We start from the raw sequence: 20978 nt of genomic DNA, 5'->3' as shown, positions 1-20978 counted from the left end.
TTACTCAACCAAACAAAACCCCAGGTTGTCCTGGGGTTTCAATCATTTATTCATTTCACATAGAGAATCAATGATCATTAACGATTCTCTGTGTTACTTCCATTATCATTTTCTTGCACATTATCTTCACCCTGAGCGGCAGAAATATTCTTTTCTGGCTCTCCTTGTGATGAGGATGTTGTAGTAAGATTACTATCATTATCATCCCAGCCAGCTGGAGCTCTAACTGGACGGCGATTCATCAAATCATCAATTTGAGGTGCATCAATGGTTTCATATTTCATCAATGCATCCTTCATCGCATGCAAAATATCCATGTGTTCATTCAAAATCTGACGAGCTCGTTTATAATTACGATCAATAATTGCCTTGATCTCTTCATCAATTGCTCGCGCAGTTTCGTCTGACATATGATTAGCTTTAGCAACCGAGCGGCCCAGGAAAACCTCACCTTCTTCTTCGGCATAGAGCAATGGCCCTAATTTCTCAGAAAAACCCCATTGCGTCACCATATTACGAGCAAGATTAGTTGCTACTTTAATGTCGTTTGACGCGCCAGTAGATACCTTTTCTGAACCGTAAATAATTTCTTCAGCTAATCTGCCGCCATAAAGCGTAGAAATTTGACTTTCTAGCTTTTGCCGACTGGCACTAATTTGATCACCTTCTGGCAAGAAGAATGTGACACCTAACGCACGACCTCGTGGGATAATTGTCACTTTATGAACAGGATCATGTTCTGGAACAATACGTCCTATAATTGCATGGCCAGCCTCATGATAAGCCGTAGATTCTTTTTGTTCCTCTGTCATCACCATAGAGCGACGTTCAGCACCCATCATGATCTTGTCTTTTGCCTTTTCGAATTCCACCATCGTGACAACACGCTTATTTCCGCGTGCTGCAAAAAGGGCGGCTTCATTAACTAAATTAGCTAAATCAGCACCAGAAAAACCAGGTGTGCCTCGTGCCAATACTGAAGCATCAACACTAGGATCTAAAGGTACACGGCGCATATGAACCTTCAAAATCTGCTCACGACCACGTACATCAGGTAAACTCACAACAACCTGCCGATCAAAACGTCCAGGACGCAATAATGCCGGATCTAACACATCGGGACGATTGGTAGCAGCAATAACAATAATACCTTCATTACCTTCAAATCCATCCATCTCTACCAACATTTGGTTAAGAGTTTGTTCACGTTCATCGTGCCCTCCTCCCAAACCTGCGCCACGTTGGCGGCCAACCGCATCGATTTCGTCAATAAATATGATACAAGGCGCGGCTTTCTTTGCTTGTTCAAACATATCACGAACTCGAGAAGCACCAACACCAACGAACATTTCTACGAAATCTGAACCGGAGATAGTAAAAAAGGGAACTTTTGCTTCACCTGCAATGGCTTTTGCCAATAAAGTTTTACCTGTTCCCGGTGGCCCTACCATCAGAATTCCCTTAGGAATCTTACCACCTAATTTTTGAAAACGACCCGGTTCACGCAAATATTCAACTAGTTCACCAACTTCTTCTTTCGCTTCATCACAACCGGCAACATCAGCAAAAGTGGTTTTAATTTGATCTTCTGTCAGCATGCGCGCCTTACTCTTACCAAAGGACATAGCACCTTTGCCACCTCCTCCTTGCATCTGACGCATAAAAAAGATCCAAACCCCAATTAGTAATAGCATTGGGAACCAGGAAATGAAAATAGTCGCTAAGAAACTTTGCTCTTGAGGTGGTTCACCAATGACGGTGACACGCCTTTCAAGCAAGGTATCCAACAATCTTGGATCCTCTCTCACTGGAATATAAGTCGTATAACGACTGTTATCCGTTTTCTTAACACTAATTTCACGATCAGAAATCCGCACTTCACGTATCTGATCCTGAGTTAACTCATTCATAAAGGTAGAATAATCCACCCTGCGACTATTCGAATCGCTAGGACCAAAACTCTGGAATAGAGACATCAGGACTACCGCAATGACTACCCAGAGAATCAGGTTTTTCGCCATGTCACTCAAGGGATGAACCTCTTCATTACAACTATGTTAAATAAATAACGTACAGGGTACTATATTTTGCGTCCTGTCGCTACAATGTACACTTCACGTGAACGTGACCGTGAAGCATCTGGTTTACGAATTTTAACTTTCAAAAATAGAGAGCGAATTTCCCTCAGATATTCATCAAAGCCTTCTCCCTGAAATACTTTAACAATAAAACTTCCCCCAGTAGCCAGTACATCGCGACACATATCCAACGCTAGCTCAACCAGATACATGGATCGAGGAATATCGACCGCAGGTGTCCCACTCATATTGGGAGCCATATCAGACATAACAACCTGGACTTTTTTATCACCAACTCGTTCAAGTAATGCCTTCAATATCTGCTCATCCCGAAAATCTCCTTGTAAGAAATCAACACCTACGATGGGATCCATTAGTAATAAATCACATGCAATAACCCGCCCCGTCTGGCCAACTTTGCTTACTGCATATTGAGACCAACCACCAGGCGCTGCCCCTAAATCAACAACGGTCATACCAGGTTTAAATATTTTATCACTCTGCTGGATCTCATCCAATTTAAACCATGCACGCGAGCGAAACCCCTTTTTTTGTGCTTGAAGAACGTATTTATCACTAAAATGTTCCTGCAACCAACGACTAGAGCTTGCTGAACGCTTTTTATTAGCCATTGTTTTTCCAACTATACTTATAAAATAACACTGATCTCTACCATTTTCGATATACCAAAATTATAGAATTTATGGTGATAACTAAAAGATGGCGGTAGAATGTACCGTTTTCAATCCCACTAAAGCAAAAAACAATGACTCTTAATAAAAAGCAAATACAATATCTAAAAAGCCTTGCTCATCATCTAAACCCTGTTGTAATGATAGGTAACAATGGTTTAACTGAAGGTGTTTTAGCTGAAATCGAACAATCTTTGTCATATCATGAACTTATTAAAATCAAGATAGCGAAAGCAAAAATTTGATAGCTAACGCTATTGTTCGAGAAACCGATGCTATCAATGTGCAAATTATTGGTAAAATTTTGATACTCTATCGCCCTTCTGAAGCACGCAAGATCATTTTACCTAAATAAGTTTTCTACATTTATACAAAAATGCCATCCCACTTCAGGGTAAAAAAGGCCGCTTTGGCCTCTTTTACTTTTGAATTAACTCAAGAACATAACACTTTAAGATAAAATGAAAATCAAATATATTCCACTCGTAAAATTTCATATTCAACTTCACCGCCAGGGGTGTTGATAACTGCCACATCATCCATAGTCTTACCGATCAGGCCTCGAGCTATTGGTGAATTAACAGAAATGAGATTTTCTTTGATGTCGGCTTCATCATCACCCACAATACGATAAATCTGATCTTCATTTGTCGTTACATTAAATACGGTAACTGTCGCGCCGAATATTACACGGCCCTCATTTTTCATTTTTGTTACATCAATAACTTGCGCATGAGACAATTTAGCCTCAATTTCTTGGATACGCCCTTCGCAAAACCCTTGCTGCTCACGCGCTGCATGATATTCTGCATTTTCTTTCAAATCACCATGTTCACGTGCTTCTGCAATAGCAGCAATAATTTCAGGACGGCGAATATTCTTTAAAAATTCTAACTCTTTACGCAGCTTGTCTGCACCACGTACCGTCATTGGAATCTGTTTCATTAATAAATGCCTCTGATTCTTTCCTAAATAAAAATTAAATATCTTCCTGATTTTTCTGTCATTAAAGCAAATTAGCACTTCTGACAAAACAACATTCTGGGCAAACAAAAAAGGGGGCAAACCTTGTTAACTATTAATTTATAACTTTATTATTCTATCATTTAATTAACCATTCTAACGCACACTTAATGCTAGGTCACCGTTTACTTTTTTCTGCATTACACTTTAGTATGTCTATTATGTCTACTTTTATATACAGCACTTATGGCTTTTTTAAAAAAAATTGGAAGATCATATTGGTTATTTAACCTACTTTTCATATTCAATCAGGCGCTATCAGCGCCAATTGAAAACTATATTAATTATCTGCCTGCAGGTACAAATCTCTCTTTTATCGCGCAAAAAGTGGGGAGTGATACTCCATTGTTCGATTACCATAGCCAACAAATGGCACTACCTGCAAGTACTCAAAAAATTATTACCGCACTAGCTGCATTACTTCAATTAGGTCGCGATTATCAATTTGTCACCCATTTCGAAACTGAAGGAAAAATTATCGATCATCGTTTAAAAGGTAATTTGGTTGTACGCTTCACTGGCGATCCAACCTTAACACGCCAACAAATTCGCAACATGGTAGCTGAATTAAAGCAACTTGGTATTGAACAAGTTGACGGCGATTTAATCATCGATATATCAGCCTTCGCTGGCCAAGATAAGGCTCCAGGGTGGGTATGGAATGATATGACACAATGTTTTAGTGCTCCACCAAGCGCCGCTATTATCGATAAAAACTGTTTTTCAGCCACTTTACATAGTGGTCAGAAACCTGGCGATATCGCACATGTCCATACTGCCTTTTTTTACCCTATTAATATGTTCAGTCAAGTTATTACGCTAGCAAAAGGTTCAACTGATGCACGTTATTGCGCATTAGACGTTATACCAGGAGAACTAAACCGTTATATATTAACGGGTTGCTTAACTCAACGCGCTGAACCGCTACCATTAGCATTTGCCGTTCAAAACGGCGCAAGCTATGCAGGAGCTATTATAAAAACTAACCTGATAGATGCCAAAATCACGCTTACCGGGCACATTAAACAACGCCACTTGCCTACCATAGCAGGAAATATCCTGGCCACTACAAAATCTAAACCGCTACACCATTTGCTGACAATAATGTTAAAAAAATCTGATAATATGATAGCTGATGCGATCTTTAGAACCATAGGCCGTGAATATTATGGTGTCCCGGGTACTTGGTCTTCTGGCTCCGATGCTATCCGCCAGATTTTAAAACAGAAAGCCAATATTAACTTAGCCAATACGATTATGGTAGATGGTTCAGGACTATCTCGTCACAATTTAATTACACCAACGGCTATGATGTCTATTTTGCAATATATTGCTAAACATGATAGTCAACTGAACTTTATTGCCATGTTACCATTAGCTGGTCATGATGGCACTTTACGTTATCGTGGAGGCTTAGACAATGCAGGCGTTAATGGTAAGGTCTCAGCTAAAACCGGTGCTTTGCAGGGAGTATATAATCTCGTCGGCTTCATTACCGCGCAAAGTGGTCAGCGTATCGCTTTCGTGCAGTTTATTTCAGCTTATAGCTTGCCACCAGCGCAATATAATAGTCGCCGTATTCCGCTTGTCCGTTTTGAAAGCCATCTCTATAAAGATCTTTATCGTAATTACTAATAGAAAAACGGGTATCTATTCGATACCCGCTAAAAAATAATTCGCATTAATTAACGCTTATAAATGAAGTCGATTCCCTGTTCATCGTCTTCATTCCAATCGTCATCATCCAGATCCGTTTCATTATCAAGTAGTTGTTCTTTGTGATAATCATCCCACATAAATTCAGCTTTATCGGATCCTGCACTATCTACCGATATATTTTGAGGATGGGCTTGGATAAACGTCATAATATCCCAACAAAGTGTTTTAACACCTAGCTGATTTACCGCAGAAATCTGATAATACTTATCTTGCCATCCTAATGCTTCAACAATGGCTTTTATACGGTCATTAGCCTCTTCGGGGGTCAAAAGATCAACTTTGTTAAAAACTAACCACCGCGGTTTTTGTGCTAATTTCTCACTATATTTTTCCAGTTCCGCATCAATTATTTTGGCATTTTGAGCCGGATCAGAACCATCAATAGGGCAAATATCAATAAGATGCAGAAGTATCGTGCAACGTTCCAAATGCTTTAAGAAACGAATGCCAAGACCTGTTCCTTCTGCCGCTCCCTCAATTAAGCCAGGGATATCAGCAATAACAAAGCTTTGCTCACTATCCATGCGTACTACGCCCAAACTCGGCACCAAAGTAGTAAATGGATAATCAGCAACTTTGGGTTTTGCCGCCGAGACTGAGCGAATGAAAGTCGATTTACCAGCATTCGGCATACCTAGCATGCCTACATCAGCCAATAACATCAATTCAAGTAGCAATTCTCTTGTTTCACCTTTCGTTCCCATCGTTTTTTGACGGGGAGCGCGGTTGACTGATGATTTAAATCGGGTATTACCTAAACCATGAAATCCACCTTTCGCAACCATTAAACGTTGCCCGTGACGCGTCATATCACCAACGATTTCTCTGGTTAAAAAATCACGTATTCGCGTGCCAACCGGGACTTTAATGGTCTTACCTTGACCACGTTTGCCAGTACAATCACGACTTTGACCATTCTGTCCCCGCTCAGCCTGGAAGATTGTTTCAAATCGATAATCGATCAACGTATTAAGATTTTCATCAGCCAACAGATAAACATCTCCACCATCTCCACCATCTCCACCATCAGGCCCGCCCTTAGGGATATATTTTTCACGGCGGAAGCTAACGCAGCCATTGCCACCATCGCCAGCTGTAACTAATATTTTGGCTTCATCAACAAATTTCATTATCTTTTCTCCGCATACTAGACATTATACGCTAGATGGTAGTTTTACCCAGAGATGGTATCACATAAGGTAATATAAAAAGCCCCGCAAAATTGCAGGGCTTTTTTAAACGCTATTTAAAGATCAAAAAAACTTATTCAGTTTCGATACTGATATATTTACGATTTTTTGGTCCTTTAATTTCAAATTTAACTTTTCCGTCAGCCAATGCAAATAGGGTATGATCGCGACCACAACCAACATTATTACCAGCATGGAATTTCGTACCACGCTGACGAACAATAATGCTACCTGCCAACACAGATTCACCACCAAAACGTTTTACACCTAGGCGTTTTGCTTCGGAATCGCGACCGTTACGCGTTGAGCCGCCAGCCTTTTTATGTGCCATTAATCTGCTCTCCTAATTCTTAAGCAATACCAGTGATCTTAACATCAGTAAACCACTGACGGTGGCCCTGTTGTTTACGGCTATGTTTACGGCGACGAAATTTAACAATTTTAATTTTCTCACCGCGACCATGCGCAATAACTTCAGCTTTAACTTTGATGCCTTCAACGACAGGAGCACCGATTTTAATATCATCACCGTCGGCGATCATCAATACTTGATCGAACTCAACAGTTTCACCTGTCGCAATGTCTAGCTTTTCCAGGCGAACTGTTTGGCCTTCGCTGACTCGGTGTTGTTTACCACCACTTTGGAAAACCGCGTACATATAAACTCCGCTTAACACACTCCCTTAGCATATTTGATTTCAGAGTGCATTTTATAAATATTCACAATAGGGCGCGAATTCTACGCAAAAAAGCATCAGAAGACAAGCCTAGAATTCAATCTAATAATAAAAAATCTACTTTCTGAAGTGTATTTTTATTCCGTAGCCGTTCATTTGTAATTAATTTTACAGTACAATTAGCGGCAGATTAACAGCACGAAATCACTTGACTAAATATTATGTTTAGGTAAAACCAAATTGATAAAAGAATTTATAAAATGAATTTAGAATCAATTATAAATCTAACCGCAAAAGACATGGAAGCGGTTAATAAAGCAATCTTGAATCAATTAAATTCAGATATCCATCTCATTAATCAGCTGGGTCACTATATTATTAGCGGTGGTGGAAAAAAAATTCGGCCCATGATTGCTATCCTGGTTGGAAGGGCTTTAGGATATCAAGGAGAAAAACACATTAATGTAGCAGCATTGGTTGAATTTATTCATACCGCAACACTACTACATGATGATGTTGTTGATGAGTCCACCTTGCGGCGCGGTAAAAAAACAGCAAATGCTGTTTTTGGTAATGCTGCCAGTGTATTAGTAGGAGACTTCATTTATACCCGATCATTTCAAATGATGACAGAGCTTGATTCTATGCCTGTTTTAAAGCTGATGTCTGATGCAACAAATATCATCGCAGAAGGTGAGGTTTCACAATTAATCAATTGTAATAATCCAGACATCACCGAAAGTACCTATATGCAAATAATATATAGTAAAACTGCACGCCTATTTGAAGCAGCGACACACGCATCAGCGATCGTATCAGGTGCCAATGAAATCCAACAGCAAGCCTTACGAGATTATGGCCGTTATCTTGGTACTGCCTTCCAACTGATTGATGATCTTCTGGATTATGACGCGGATAGTACCACTATTGGCAAAAATATTGGCGATGATTTGGATGAAGGAAAACTAACACTACCTCTACTTCATGCAATGAAAAAAGGCAGCGCAGAAGAATCTGCACTTATTCGTAACTCAATAGAAAAAGGTAATGGGCGCCATTTACTCAGTATCATATTAATTACCATGAAACGCTGTGGCTCTCTTGAATATACCCGCAGCCGAGCTAGAGAGGAAGCTGATAAAGCAATTAAAGCTCTCGATATCTTACCTGATACATCTTATAAAGATGCTCTAATCAGCTTGGCTTGCATTTCCGTTCAACGCCCCTCGTAATAAAAACTTCTCTGGAACAGCTCATCCTGTTCCAGAGTTATCTTCTTCCACCAATATCGCTTCACAACAATTGATATAACCAATTAACTTTTCCAATCCTTCCCGTAAAATAAATTTAATAATCTTTTCACGCTCTTTTTTTGTTAATTGTTTATAAGCTTCGACCCAAATTAAAAAAGCATCTTGTCGTTTTCCTTTGTCGCGATAATCAATAGAGTTATCATTTAGCGATAATACATTAAATACATCTTCAGGTAGACTACTAACATGATATTCAACAGCTTTGCCTTGAACCCCACGTTTTCGACGTTGCTCCCATCCTTCCCTGCGAGCCATTAGGTTGATACCTTGTGGTGATGAAGGCAAACCAACCAATCCAGCGAGTTCTTTCGCGGTATACCATTCTTTTTTCATAATTTTCTCGCATCACTTTTGGTATTAATACATAACCTAATTCTGCAAATCTAATTGTTAAAAATGGTGGCCTTTTAGATTATTTTTTTCTTTTAAAATCCTCCCAATTTTCTAACCATAGAAAAAGCATTGAATAAAATTGTAGGGTTATTTCTTTTTTTATCTCTTGCAAATATTGTTCTCCTTTTCACTATCATTATTAACTAATTTTTTTTCTATTAATATCGGACAAATTATTTAATTTATATTAATTCTAAGGAATTAATATAAATTAAAGATTTTTATTTTTGTCATTCTATTATACTGAATTAACATAACTAGAATTAATTATTTATACTCCTTGTATCTTGAAAACGGTTTAAAATAGTTACGATTAGATTTGGCAAGGTGCATGCAGCCCGATTCCTCCTAGGGTTTTAAGCCCGTTAATTAGCGACCGGCGCATACACTGAGCCACTCATCTGAAACCCGAACAGTTGTCCGTACTCCATAACGCATTTGCAAGGATGGGTAATCATGAGTCAGCCAAATCCACTTTGTGTGGGTATTGATGTTTCTAAAGCAACGCTGGACATAGCAGCCAGCTGTGATATTGCACAGTTTACGGTCAGTAATGACTCTGACGGTTTTGATGCCATTATCGCCGAATTGAGAAAGCATTCGGTGGTGTTGGTTCTGATGGAGGCAACTGGCGGGCTTGAAGCTACTGTGGCCTGCTCGCTCCAGGCTGAAGGCTTTGACGTCACTGTGATCAATCCCAGACAATCCCGAGACTTTGCCCGCGCTATGGGCTATCTGGCAAAAACTGACCGTATTGATGCCAAAGTGCTTGCACAAATGGCAGAGGTTATTAATCGACATCCGGAGCGAGAGCGCTTTATCCGGACTCTGCCAAATGCATAACGTCAGGTTCTTGCTGCGATGGTCGTACGCAGACGCCAGTTGATTACAATGTTGGTGGCAGAACGTAATAGGCTGTATACCGCACATCCACAGAATAGAAAAAGCATCATCATCATCAAGGCGCTGGAAGATGAACTTGCCAGAATCGATGAGGATATGAACAACCACATAAGGAACCACTTTAAGGATCTGGCCGCTAGGCTGAGCAGCATTAAAGGGGTTGGTACCATGACAGTTGCTGCGTTGTTGGCGGAGCTTCCCGAACTGGGCAGCCTCTCGAGGCGAGCTATTAGCGCGCTTATAGGCGTTGCCCCCATAAACCGGGACTCGGGTACCATGCGTGGTCGGCGAACCATATTTGGCGGAAGGGACGGAGTCCGAACAGCACTTTATATGGCCGCGCTTGTAGCAACTCGCTTTAATCCGGTGATAAAAGCCTTTTACATGCGTCTGCTTGCAGCGGGAAAAGCCAAAAAAGTGGCGCTGGTCGCCTGTATGCGCAAGCTGCTGACTATCCTGAACGCGATGCTCAGAAAGAACGAAGAATGGAATGAGTCGTACCATCACGTTTCTCCATAATTTTAACGTTCAAGACAGTTGCTAATAAATTGAAGAGAGCCTCACTATATTTCTTAAAATATCTGTAAAATTTCTCTATTTTTTGTAATCAAGTTCAAAAAAGAGATTTTTAAGAAAAAAATAAGAAACTATTAAAGAAAAAAAATGTTATTTTATTTCTAATAACAAGTTCTAGTTCGAAATACATGTCAGAACTATCTGTTATTTATACCACTAATACAGCAATATATTTAATAAAAAAAGGATTAAAAATGATTTCACAGAAATCTGATTGGCATCCTGCGGATATTATTGCAGCGCTAAGAAAACGCGGAACAACATTAGCAGCTATATCAAGACAAGCAGGTTTAAGCTCTTCAACACTAGCCAATGCATTATCTCGGCCCTGGCCAAAAGGAGAATGGATAATTGCGAACTTTTTAAACCTTCATCCTTCTGAAATATGGCCAAGCCGTTATTACGATTTCAATACAGGAGAATTATTAGAACGAAATATTCGTCGGCCTACTAATAAAAATAACGAATAAATTATAAAAAAACCGCAGACTCATATCTGTGGTTTATTATTTAATGAAGTTAATAATATTATTTATTAATAAAATCTTCGCCTAATTTAATATCTTTATTGAGTGTCTCTAACATATTTTCCAATTTATTTTTTTCAAATTTATTCATAATATTAATAGGTAATCTTTCTTCAATCCCATTTTTACCTAAACGTATTGGCTGAGCAAAAAAACGAGCATATTCACCATCACTTTCCACATATGCACAATCGATTATATTTTCTTTACCATTTAAAGCGTTAATTAATGATAAACCAAAACGTGCAGCGGCTTGGCCCATAGAAAGTGTCGCTGATCCGCCACCAGCTTTTGCTTCAACAACTTCAGTGCCGGCATTTTGAATACGCTTGGTTAGCTCCTCAGCTTCCTGCTCGGTAAAGCTAACATTGGCAATTTGAGAGAGTAACGGTAGGATCGTTACGCCAGAATGACCACCAATAACCTTCACTTCGATTTCTTGAGGTTTTTTACCTTTTAATTCAGCAACAAAAGTATTAGAACGAATAATATCTAAGGTTGTTACACCAAATAATCGATTTCTATCATACACGCCGGCCTTTTTTAATACTTCTGCTGCTATCGGAACAGTAGTATTAACCGGATTAGTAATAATACCAATTAACGCCTTAGGACAGCTCTGAGCAACTTTTTCAATCAGATTACGAACGATACCGGCATTGATATTAAACAAATCTGAACGATCCATACCTGGTTTCCTGGCAACACCTGCCGAAATTAATACTACATCAGCACCGTCAAGTGCGGGTGTCGGATCTTCACCAGCAAAACCAATTACCTTTACATCTGTTGGAATATGGCTTAAATCTTTAGCAACACCAGGGGTCACAGGAGCAATATCATAAAGAGAAAGCTCTGAGCCTGATGGAAGCTGGTTTTTAAGAAGAAGTGCAAGTGCTTGGCCGATACCACCTGCTGCTCCAAGAATAGCTAATTTCATGCTGATACTCCTTTATATGATGACACTTCAAAATGGCTTAAAAACTTTCAACCTATTACATACGTTATTCATAACACAGTCTATTAATTACGATTAATTCTTGTTAATAAATAAATCTTGTAAATTTTTTCTTTCATTTTAAATAAAATTCTTATCGACTAATGCGATAAGGGGCACTTTTTTAATATTGCTTAGGTAGCAGCGTAATTTAGAGGCACGACTGCCATTTTTTAAACAATAATTTATCGCTAATTTCCACAAAGTAGGCAAATAACTGACTAATAATTTTTATTATTGCTATTTTTATTATTTTCATAGCACCAGGCTAGAACTGCTTGTTGCATAAAAATTCACCTTTATACATAATACCGCTCTACTTAACGTCTTGAAAAAGGTGATTTATGTATGTTTCTTCTAAACAAGAAGATCTCGTGAAAGCTTTTAAAGCTTTGCTCAAGGAAGAAAAATTTAGCTCCCAAAGTGAGATCGTTATAGCACTTCAAGAGCAAGGCTTTGAAAATATAAACCAGTCAAAAATTTCTAGAATGCTGACAAAGTTTGGTGCGGTGCGTAACCGTAATGCTAAAATGGAAATGGTTTATTGCCTACCTGCTGAACTGGTTGTTCCCACAACAACTAGCCCGCTAAAAAATTTGGTATTAGATGTTAACTACAATCAATCAATTGTGGTTATTCGTACTAGTCCTGGCGCTGCACAGCTCATTGCTCGTTTATTAGATTCGTTAGGAACTTCAGAAGGAATTTTAGGTAGTATCGCCGGCGATGATACCATTTTTTCTACCCCAACTTTGGGATTTTCCACCGAACAACTTTATGAAGCCATCTTGAATTTGTTTGAACAAGAGTTGTAAAAGCCAAAGTTATCGCGCTGATCAGCGCGATAATATGAAATGAATCGTTCTCTTGATCAGTAAAAATAATCCAACTATTAATCTTGGCCTAATTTGGCTAAACTGCACGCACACAAGGAACACGATTCCTTACAAAATCTCTATAAAATTAGACTCAGGACCTTGGTCATGAAAACATTAGACGAATTTATCGTTGAAAAACAACATGATTTTCCTCATGCTACGGGTGAACTTACCGCATTATTATCAGCAATTAAATTAGGTGCAAAAATCATTCACCGCGATATTAATAAAGCCGGTTTGGTGGATATTTTAGGCGCAAGTGGTGCCTCTAATACTCAAGGCGAAGTTCAAATGAAACTTGACCTATACGCTAATAAAAAATTAAAAGCCGCTTTGAAAGCGCGAGGAGAGGTTGCTGGCATTGCCTCCGAAGAAGAAGACGAAATCGTAATTTTTGCTGGTGATCGGGCAGAAAATGCCAAATATGTTGTGCTAATGGATCCATTAGATGGTTCATCAAATATCGATGTAAATGTTTCCGTTGGAACTATTTTCTCTATTTACCGCCGTATTACACCAATTGGCCAATCGGTTACTAAAGCAGATTTTTTACAACCGGGCCATCAACAAGTCGCTGCCGGCTACGTTGTCTATGGTTCTTCAACCATGCTGGTTTACACAACCGGTTATGGTGTGCATGCCTTTACCTATGATCCTTCTCTGGGCGTCTTCTGTCTATCTCACGAAAAAGTGATGTTTCCACCACAAGGCAATATGTATTCAATCAATGAAGGAAATTATAGTAAATTTCCATTAGGGGTAAAAAAATATATAAAATATTGCCAGGAACAAGATCCCGCAACGCTTCGCCCTTATACCACCCGCTATATTGGCTCTTTGGTGGCAGATTTTCACCGAAATTTACTAAAAGGTGGGATTTATATTTATCCAAGTACAGCAAGTCACCCTAAAGGTAAATTACGCTTGCTATATGAATGCAATCCGATCGCCTTTTTAGCCGAACAGGCAGGAGGTAAAGCAAGTGATGGTACTAATCGAATTTTAGATATCGTCCCAGAACAACTACATCAACGTGTACCTTTCTTTGTTGGAACAAAATCTATGGTAGAAAAAGCCGAAAGCTTTATGCTTGAATTTTCAGTTAATGAATAACATCCTATCATACGCAATAAAGGCAAACGATCCGGCCTTTATTGTTAAGCTTATTTTTATAGTGATAATGAGTTTTTGTTTCGTTTACGGCTATAATAACCGCTACTCAATTTTTAGCTTTAAATAAAGGACATTTTTTATGAGCCTAAATAATGTACCGGCAGGGAAAGAGCTGCCTGAAGATATCTATGTTATTATAGAAATTCCCGCGAATGCGGATCCGATAAAATATGAAGTAGATAAAAAATCTGGCGCCATCTTTGTCGATCGTTTTATGTCTACCGCTATGTTTTATCCCTGTAATTATGGTTATATCAATCATACTCTCTCCCTGGATGGCGATCCCGTTGATGTTTTAGTTCCAACACCTTATCCGCTACAACCAGGAGCAGTAATTCGTTGTCGCCCAATCGGGGTATTAAAAATGACCGATGAATCGGGTGAAGATGCAAAATTGGTTGCGGTGCCTCATTCTAAATTAACTAAAGAATATGATCATATTAAAGATATTAACGATTTACCTGAATTATTACGCGCTCAAATTAAACATTTCTTTGAACACTATAAAGATTTAGAACAAGGCAAATGGGTAAAAGTGGATGGTTGGGAAAATGTTGATGCGGCAAAAGCTGAAATTCTTTCTTCTTTTGAACGCACAGCTAAAAAATAACCATTATAGAGTTTTAATTAGATCCCCTTTATCAGCGATAAATGGGATCTGGTTAGAAAATTTTATTTGCTTTTTCCATCACGCTTTAGCCAATCACCACTTTCAATTCGGCGTAAACCATCTACCGAAAGTTTATAAAGATAAATCCATGCATTACCATAAGGTGTAGGTATCAATTCTCTTACATAATCCTGAGAGTTCCTTTTTAATTCATCAAGTTCAGTCAAAATGGATGGTGTAATACGATAAACTTCACACTCTATCGTCCCTTCACCACGCATTACTGCAGGGTAATAACCTAAGTCATAAATCTCATAACCTTCCAACCTATACTCTCCTAACAGCTGAGCATAAGTCATCCAATGATGATTTCCCTGATTACGCCTTAAACTACCATAAACAATTATACGCATAATTAAAACTCAAACTGATAAAGCAGATCTAGTGCCTGGTCCACGCCAGACACAGCTTCTAGATACAATTTTGGCATCAAACGATAGCGTAGTGTTAATGTAGCAAGAGAATTAAATATCCCTACGCCATATTTAACTTGCAAATCATTAGTTATTTTACCACTCACGACAACTTGAGATTGGTCACCAACGCCCTGAGTATCTAATGCTAAGTCGGAAACACCAAATGTTTCACCAATACTTCCCAATAATTTTCCGCTCTTGGAAACTCCCAGACTAATCAGCAAAGCAGCCATATGAGTACTATCTGCCCCACTACTATTTAACCCTTCACCTCTCAGTAAGTAAGACAGAGCTTCCTCCTGCGATTTAACTGGTTCAGAGAAAATCGTTGCTTTTGGCTTATCAGCCAAGCCTGTAACTCTTACCCCCGCAATCACATTATCATTGGTACTATCTGGATTGCGGATCGCTTCTACATTTAAGAATGGCTGATCAACGGGGCCGGAAAATAAAATTTGTCCTTTTCGCACAATTAGATCTTGCCCATATGCATGAAATCGACCTTCAGGAATATCAATCTGGCCATTTAAACCCAGCCCTTGCTTATCTTGGATAACTTTCAATATTCCTGTTAATCGCGCTTTTAAGCTAAATGCATACAAACGAACATCATTTCCAATTTTAATCTGTAGATTAGTTAATATCGGAATTGATATACCTTTTTTCTCAATTGGATGTAAATTTGCATCTAACATCACCTCATCTGATGAAACGCCAACTGCTGATTCTGGTAATTCTTGTACCGTAATACGTGCCCAAGGAATATTTACATTGCCATTGAGACTTAATAAATTAGGCGTAGCTTCAAAAACAATATCCGGCTCCACGTCAATACGAACCATTGGCGGTAATGTTATCCGCAATTTGTTACCTGTGGCAGAAATTCTCGCTTGCCAGGCTTTAATATTACGCCAATCCGCTTCTCCAACTAACTTCAAATAACCTTCAGGTGTATTAATACGTCCTGTCAATTGAGAGCGAGTTCCCATAAAATCCAGTTTGAGGAACCCCTGATTGATATCAAATGGAAACCAGTGTCCTTTTGCTGCTACATTAGAAAGCGCCAAATTACCATTTAATAACGGCTGCTTCATATTGCCAGATAACCTTAAATCGGCATTCAAATTGCCATCTAACCTTTCACCATTACTTAAAATTGGACGAATTAAGGCTAATGAAATATCGTTAATATTAATACTACCCGATAATCTACGACTTTGTTCCAGATCGTCAATCCGTATATTGCCTGAAAATTTGCCATTATTGGTAATTTGTATTAACCACTGTAATACTGCCTTACCATTACTCATATCTGCATTCAAGCTTAGCGTTTGAAATTCAACGGGTAACAATGATCCTTCAATCAATTGTTTAATTTTGACGCCATTACCAAACAAATTTACTTTCACCTGCGGCGAATGCCCATCGGCATACCAACTCACTTTCGCATCACCATCAAAACTGCCAGTTAGCTGAGTTTCCGCTGGCAAAAAGGGTTTGAGTAGTGCTAAATCAAACTGCTGTAGCAGAATATCTGCATTACCGGATTTACCAATTTTAGCCATTTTAGACAAACAAAAGTGCCCTTTAGTATTTAGCCAACAATGAGGTGAAACTGTGACTTCCTGTTGCTGATTGGCATACTCAATTGACACCGCCCGACTTAACTGCCATTCACCGATCGGGGTGTTAAATAACGTATTATCTAACACACCTTGCCATAACGCTTTCTGTCGATCAAAACTGCCTTTCAGGGTTAAGTGACCTGAAATGGGTTTTCCATCGATATTGATGTTAACACTATGCTGCTGTTCATAACCTTTAGCATCCAAGGTGAAATTATGAACAACTAAATCTGCCTGTTTCAACTGCTGAACAGCAGCGGTTAGTTGGCCATGGATCTGTTTATCAGAACGGATATCACCTTGAATAGTTGCTTTATCGATAGCTAAGTTATCTTGCCATTTAACGCTATGAGCTGCGATATCAACCAGTAATTGAGGTGACTTTAAATCACCTCGTAATTTTAATTGTCCTTTTATTACTCCGGCTAAACCAGGTAATACACCATCGAGAGCTGGCGCATCAATTATCCCATCTAGTTGCCAGCTGTCACTCAGATGTCCATTAATATCTAATTTGTTGCGTCCGAGTAAGATATTGAAAACGGGAATGTTCCATTGACCTGTGGCATTGCCACTTATCTGTCCGCGTGTGCGTAATAAATGACCTTTTACATTACCATCAAGGGTAATTTCAGGAATTTTTAATTGCCAGCTACCACCATGTAAACTGCCAGTCGTGACGATTTTACCCTGCAATTTAGCTGGCCATTGTGGCCACTGTTTTGCAGTATTAATATCGGATAAAGTTAATAACCCATTCCAACTTATCGCTTTACTCCAATCGATAATAGCGGTTAATTCTGTTTTTCCCTGCAACGCATTCAATCGCAAACGCGTTAACCGAAACTGTTGTTCATTCCCTTTAGCATCAAGCGTTAACAACGTCGGTGGCAAATCCCGTCCATTAATATCAGTTCGGAATGAGAGATCATAACCTGTCACCATACCATTTAAACGTAAACGTAGATCTTTTAAACGATATTCTGGCTCACCTTGTAGTGGCCAATTAAGCTGCTGACTCTCTAAGGTTAATTGAATTGGCAATCCTGCCTGTGACAAGGCTGCTTCAGCGACCAAATTAGCCTTGATGGGACCCGTTAAACTTAACATTAATTTAAGTTGTTGTAATAAAGCCCCCTCCAGTTTTAAATCAACTTGTTGCCCTTTAAGATCGTTAAGATAGGATTCAGCTTGAACAGCAATATTGACCGGCCACTGCTGAGCCAAATTAGCATCACCGGTAATAGTGATCTTGCCTTCAGGCATCACAACAACAAATTGTTTGATAGCTATCTGCTGATTTTGTACGCTCGCCATTAATGTCAAATTATCAATTGCCACCTTAGTATCACCACTTAAATGCCAGCTTACCCCTCGGATCTGCTCGATATTAATATCGATAGGTAAAACGACTTCAGGTAAGTTAGCTAATAAAGGCTCAGCAAATAATGCTTTTAATGTTTCCGCAGGTGATTTATCGGCTACTTCATCGCTGGTTTTTATTACTGCTTTTGCTGTCGCTTTATTTTCTTCCACTAAAGTTTTTGGCAAATTAACCACTAATCTATTAATTGTCGTTGGTTTAATTGTTAACAGATTAGCTTGCCAATCAGCCGCCATGGTTAATTCAGCCAGCGAAATCTGGCTGTTATCGAGCTGAATATTGATATTTTTTAGTGTTAACTGATTTAACAAAATAGGATAGGGCGTTGACAATTTAGTCAATGGAGTTGAGTTGGCCGGCTCTTCGGTAGATGCAAAGGCTTTGCTATCAATCTTAACATCGACGCCGTCAGTTGAAATATTATTAACACACAATTGAAAACGTTTTAAACAGTTAACTTCGAGTGAAAGATTAAACTTATCAACATCAACATTAATACCCTTGGTTCGATAACGAACTCCCTGCAAATTTAAATCACTCCAGCCACCGGAAATGGTCGCAATTTCTAATCCTGGCAACCAACGCACTGCTGTATTAAGGGCAAAATGTAAGCCTGATTGGGTGGTAACTATCCAACCAATCATCGTTAATAATATTAGTAACAAAAACAATAAGACCAGGCTAATGCGTTTTACCCATTTCATAGCTCAGCACCTAACCCAATATAAAATTGTACTTTGCTATAATCAGGATCACCGACCGGCGCAGCAATATCCAGTTTAATAGGCCCAACCGGTGAAACCCAGCGAATACCAACGCCAGCGCCAACTTTAAAATCATCTTTACTAAAATCATTTACCGCCTCACCACCATCAACAAATATTGCGCCCCACCAGTTACCTGTCACATTATATTGATATTCCAGTGAGCCAACGGCTAATTTTGAAGCACCGGTTAATTTTCCTTGGCTATTGGTGGGTGAAATTTTTTGATAACCATAACCTCTAATACTGCGATCACCACCAGCAAAAAAACGCAGATCAGGTGGGACTTTGTCAAATCGATTAGTTTCTATCCAACCAAGATGGCCTCTTACCACAAAACGATGCCCTTTCCAGGGTGTTCTTATCCAAACATTTTGTGCTTGTAATACCACAAAATCGATATCTGAACCCCAAGTAGTATTAGAAATATCAATAGTATATCGCTGGCTATCCCCCCAATAGGGCATAGCACCACCTCGCTGTCGCATCCGGCTAAGGCTGGCTCCAGGATACAGAAGCATAGTAGTATTGGTTATATTTGCCTGGGTAAAATGGCTAAGACTCCAGCGCAAATTAACGCCATATTGCCAACCTTTATAATAATCCCAATTCCTTAATAAATTCAGCGTTGTGGTATCAGATTAAGTATCATTTAGATCAGTACGTTTAAAGCCCGCTTGAACGGCATAATATTGTTCTAATGGACTCTTTTTTAGCGGAATTTTATAGCTGGCATCAATAATTTGTTCAGGTTGCGAAAGACTAAGGCTGGAAGTAAAACTCTGTCCTCTAGAATTAATCCAGGGTTTATTCCAAGTAGCTTTGACTCGGGGACCTACATCGGTCGAATAACCACCACCTAATTCAACATGATTACGCGCACGTGGCGTTAATACTGCGTCCATTGGCAAGAATATGCGTGCCTTTTTCACGAGCTTTAGTAATATCAGGGGTCACAATTGCGGAATTGAACCAACCGGTATTGACTAACCGTTGATTGAATTCAGCCAATTGTTCAGAGGCATAATAGTCTCCCTGTTTAAAGGGAACAATATTATTTAGATAATCTTCGCGAATTTGAGAGCCTTCATATTTGATGGCACCGAAGCGATAACGCTCGCCACTATTGAAATTAAATATCCAGTAAGAAGCCCTGTGAACCAATGAGACCCCTAACTGACTTTTCTCCATTTCTGCATCAAAATAACCTTTACGCACCGCTAGCCGACTAAATCCCTGTTTCAAATCTTCATAATCGCCATGATTAAGAATAATTCCTTTTGGTGGCGTATTGCGAGCTATCATTTCCGCATAATCTTTATCATATTTAGCCTCCCCATTTAACGTTATACTAACATTTTCAACACGAATAGGTTTTCCAGGATCAACTTTAGCTGTCAAAACGGGTCGAGAAGGAAGCTTAAATTCCTGATAAGAAAATTCAATGGTGGGTTCACAATAACCTAACGGCCTTAACCCTAAACGAATTGCTTTATCAACTCTGACCTGGAAACGGCCATCTGGGGCAATTTCATCCTGAGTGATATTTGAGAGCTGAATACGAACGTTTTTTTCAAGTTCTCCTGTCAATCCTTCAACTTTTAAACGAAGATTGGCACCATTGGCAACTGACACTACCATCGACATACAAAGAAAACAAAGCAAAGAATATCTTGGCACGCCAACTCCTAATGGAAAATAGACTTTATAACGATAAAAAACTCACTCATTTTGGTTAAATTAAACAAGATATACAAGACATTAATAATAAATAATGCAATCTTTCTCTGTCCATTTAAGCCCCAATAATGGCTATTGAATAGCACGCTAAAACATTTTTAACTGATAAGACTATCGGTCTGTTTATTTTTATACCGTCAAGCCAAAATTTATGCACGAAATACCTTATTAAAAAATAGCAACTTTCTTGCAAAAAAACGAAATGCAAAAATTTTCTTAACCATGAAAAAGTTTAGAAAG

The 20978-nt window shown here is 39.0% G+C and carries 16 protein-coding genes and 3 pseudogenes; 8 read left to right on the top strand and 11 right to left on the bottom strand.

What is annotated here, in order from left to right; translation table 11 throughout:
• Nucleotides 1–77: 77 nt before the first annotated feature.
• Together ftsH and rlmE are read right to left on the bottom strand one after the other, a co-directional pair.
• Nucleotides 78–2021, bottom strand: coding sequence for an ATP-dependent zinc metalloprotease FtsH (ftsH, locus tag AACL31_RS02280; RefSeq protein ID WP_310511365.1), 1944 nt, complete (start codon nt 2019–2021; stop codon nt 78–80).
• A 59-nt stretch (nt 2022–2080) separates the two neighbouring features.
• A complete protein-coding gene (gene rlmE / locus AACL31_RS02275) occupies nt 2081–2710 on the bottom strand; it encodes a 23S rRNA (uridine(2552)-2'-O)-methyltransferase RlmE (protein WP_310511366.1) in 630 nt (209 codons plus the stop codon).
• A gap of 134 nt (nt 2711–2844) precedes the next feature.
• Here rlmE and yhbY point away from each other — a divergent pair.
• Nucleotides 2845–3125 (top strand): annotated as a pseudogene (yhbY, locus tag AACL31_RS02270) (ribosome assembly RNA-binding protein YhbY).
• 113 nt (nt 3126–3238) lie between these two features.
• Here the strand turns inward: yhbY and greA are convergent.
• On the bottom strand, nt 3239–3715 hold the full coding sequence (gene greA, locus AACL31_RS02265; RefSeq protein WP_032114383.1) for a transcription elongation factor GreA: 477 nt from the start codon (nt 3713–3715) through the stop codon (nt 3239–3241).
• 264 nt (nt 3716–3979) lie between these two features.
• Here greA and dacB point away from each other — a divergent pair, with 264 nt between their 5' ends.
• Nucleotides 3980–5428 carry a serine-type D-Ala-D-Ala carboxypeptidase gene (dacB, locus tag AACL31_RS02260; protein ID WP_310511367.1) on the top strand — a complete coding sequence of 483 codons (1449 nt, stop codon included), beginning with the start codon at nt 3980–3982 and terminating at the stop codon, nt 5426–5428.
• Nucleotides 5429–5478: 50 nt separating this feature from the next.
• On the opposite strand, the gene cgtA is transcribed toward dacB, so the two are convergent.
• The 3 genes from cgtA to rplU form a co-directional block, all read right to left on the bottom strand.
• Nucleotides 5479–6642, bottom strand: a complete 1164-nt coding sequence (gene cgtA / locus AACL31_RS02255) for an Obg family GTPase CgtA (protein WP_310511368.1) — start codon at nt 6640–6642, stop codon at nt 5479–5481.
• Between the two features lie 133 nt (nt 6643–6775).
• Nucleotides 6776–7033 carry a 50S ribosomal protein L27 gene (rpmA, locus tag AACL31_RS02250; RefSeq protein WP_310511369.1) on the bottom strand — a complete coding sequence of 86 codons (258 nt, stop codon included), beginning with the start codon at nt 7031–7033 and terminating at the stop codon, nt 6776–6778.
• 19 nt (nt 7034–7052) lie between these two features.
• Nucleotides 7053–7361: a 50S ribosomal protein L21 gene (gene rplU / locus AACL31_RS02245; RefSeq protein WP_026821838.1), complete on the bottom strand. Its 309-nt coding sequence runs from the start codon at nt 7359–7361 to the stop codon at nt 7053–7055.
• Between the two features lie 278 nt (nt 7362–7639).
• Here rplU and ispB point away from each other — a divergent pair, with 278 nt between their 5' ends.
• Complete coding sequence (gene ispB, locus AACL31_RS02240; protein WP_310511117.1) at nt 7640–8611, top strand: octaprenyl diphosphate synthase; 972 nt, start codon at nt 7640–7642, stop codon at nt 8609–8611.
• Nucleotides 8612–8632: 21 nt separating this feature from the next.
• Here the strand turns inward: ispB and AACL31_RS02235 are convergent, their stop codons facing one another.
• Nucleotides 8633–9025 (bottom strand): DNA-binding protein, encoded by a 393-nt coding sequence (locus AACL31_RS02235; protein WP_310511370.1) that lies wholly within the window; start codon nt 9023–9025, stop codon nt 8633–8635.
• 516 nt (nt 9026–9541) lie between these two features.
• Between AACL31_RS02235 and AACL31_RS02230 the strand changes: the two are divergent.
• A pseudogene (locus tag AACL31_RS02230) lies at nt 9542–10507 on the top strand (IS110 family transposase).
• Between the two features lie 251 nt (nt 10508–10758).
• Nucleotides 10759–11034: a helix-turn-helix domain-containing protein gene (locus tag AACL31_RS02225; RefSeq protein WP_032114572.1), complete on the top strand. Its 276-nt coding sequence runs from the start codon at nt 10759–10761 to the stop codon at nt 11032–11034.
• Between the two features lie 58 nt (nt 11035–11092).
• Here AACL31_RS02225 and mdh read toward each other — a convergent pair whose 3' ends face one another.
• On the bottom strand, nt 11093–12031 hold the full coding sequence (gene mdh / locus AACL31_RS02220) for a malate dehydrogenase (RefSeq protein WP_310511509.1): 939 nt from the start codon (nt 12029–12031) through the stop codon (nt 11093–11095).
• 401 nt (nt 12032–12432) lie between these two features.
• Between mdh and argR the strand changes: the two genes are divergently transcribed.
• The 3 genes from argR (at nt 12433) to ppa (ending at nt 14749) form a co-directional block, all read left to right on the top strand.
• Entirely contained in the window at nt 12433–12903 is a 471-nt protein-coding gene (gene argR / locus AACL31_RS02215) for a transcriptional regulator ArgR (protein WP_032114376.1), read from the top strand.
• Between the two features lie 168 nt (nt 12904–13071).
• A complete protein-coding gene (fbp, locus tag AACL31_RS02210; RefSeq protein ID WP_310511510.1) occupies nt 13072–14079 on the top strand; it encodes a class 1 fructose-bisphosphatase in 1008 nt (335 codons plus the stop codon).
• 139 nt (nt 14080–14218) lie between these two features.
• Nucleotides 14219–14749, top strand: a complete 531-nt coding sequence (ppa, locus tag AACL31_RS02205; RefSeq protein ID WP_310511511.1) for an inorganic diphosphatase — start codon at nt 14219–14221, stop codon at nt 14747–14749.
• Between the two features lie 62 nt (nt 14750–14811).
• Here the strand turns inward: ppa and AACL31_RS02200 are convergent, their stop codons facing one another.
• The 3 genes and pseudogenes from AACL31_RS02200 to tamA form a co-directional block, all read right to left on the bottom strand.
• Nucleotides 14812–15162 (bottom strand): gamma-glutamylcyclotransferase, encoded by a 351-nt coding sequence (locus AACL31_RS02200; RefSeq protein WP_310511512.1) that lies wholly within the window; start codon nt 15160–15162, stop codon nt 14812–14814.
• Nucleotides 15163–15164: 2 nt separating this feature from the next.
• Nucleotides 15165–18938, bottom strand: a complete 3774-nt coding sequence (locus AACL31_RS02195; RefSeq protein ID WP_339053720.1) for a translocation/assembly module TamB domain-containing protein — start codon at nt 18936–18938, stop codon at nt 15165–15167.
• Nucleotides 18935–20678 (bottom strand): annotated as a pseudogene (tamA, locus tag AACL31_RS02190) (autotransporter assembly complex protein TamA). Before tamA ends, AACL31_RS02195 begins: the two are co-directional and overlap by 4 nt.
• Nucleotides 20679–20978 lie beyond the last annotated feature (300 nt).

Origin of the sequence: Arsenophonus endosymbiont of Crataerina pallida (genome assembly GCF_964020125.1) — a bacterium.
Taxonomy (GTDB): Bacteria; Pseudomonadota; Gammaproteobacteria; order Enterobacterales; family Enterobacteriaceae; genus Arsenophonus; species Arsenophonus nilaparvatae.
This window is presented reverse-complemented; position numbering and strand designations above follow the sequence as displayed.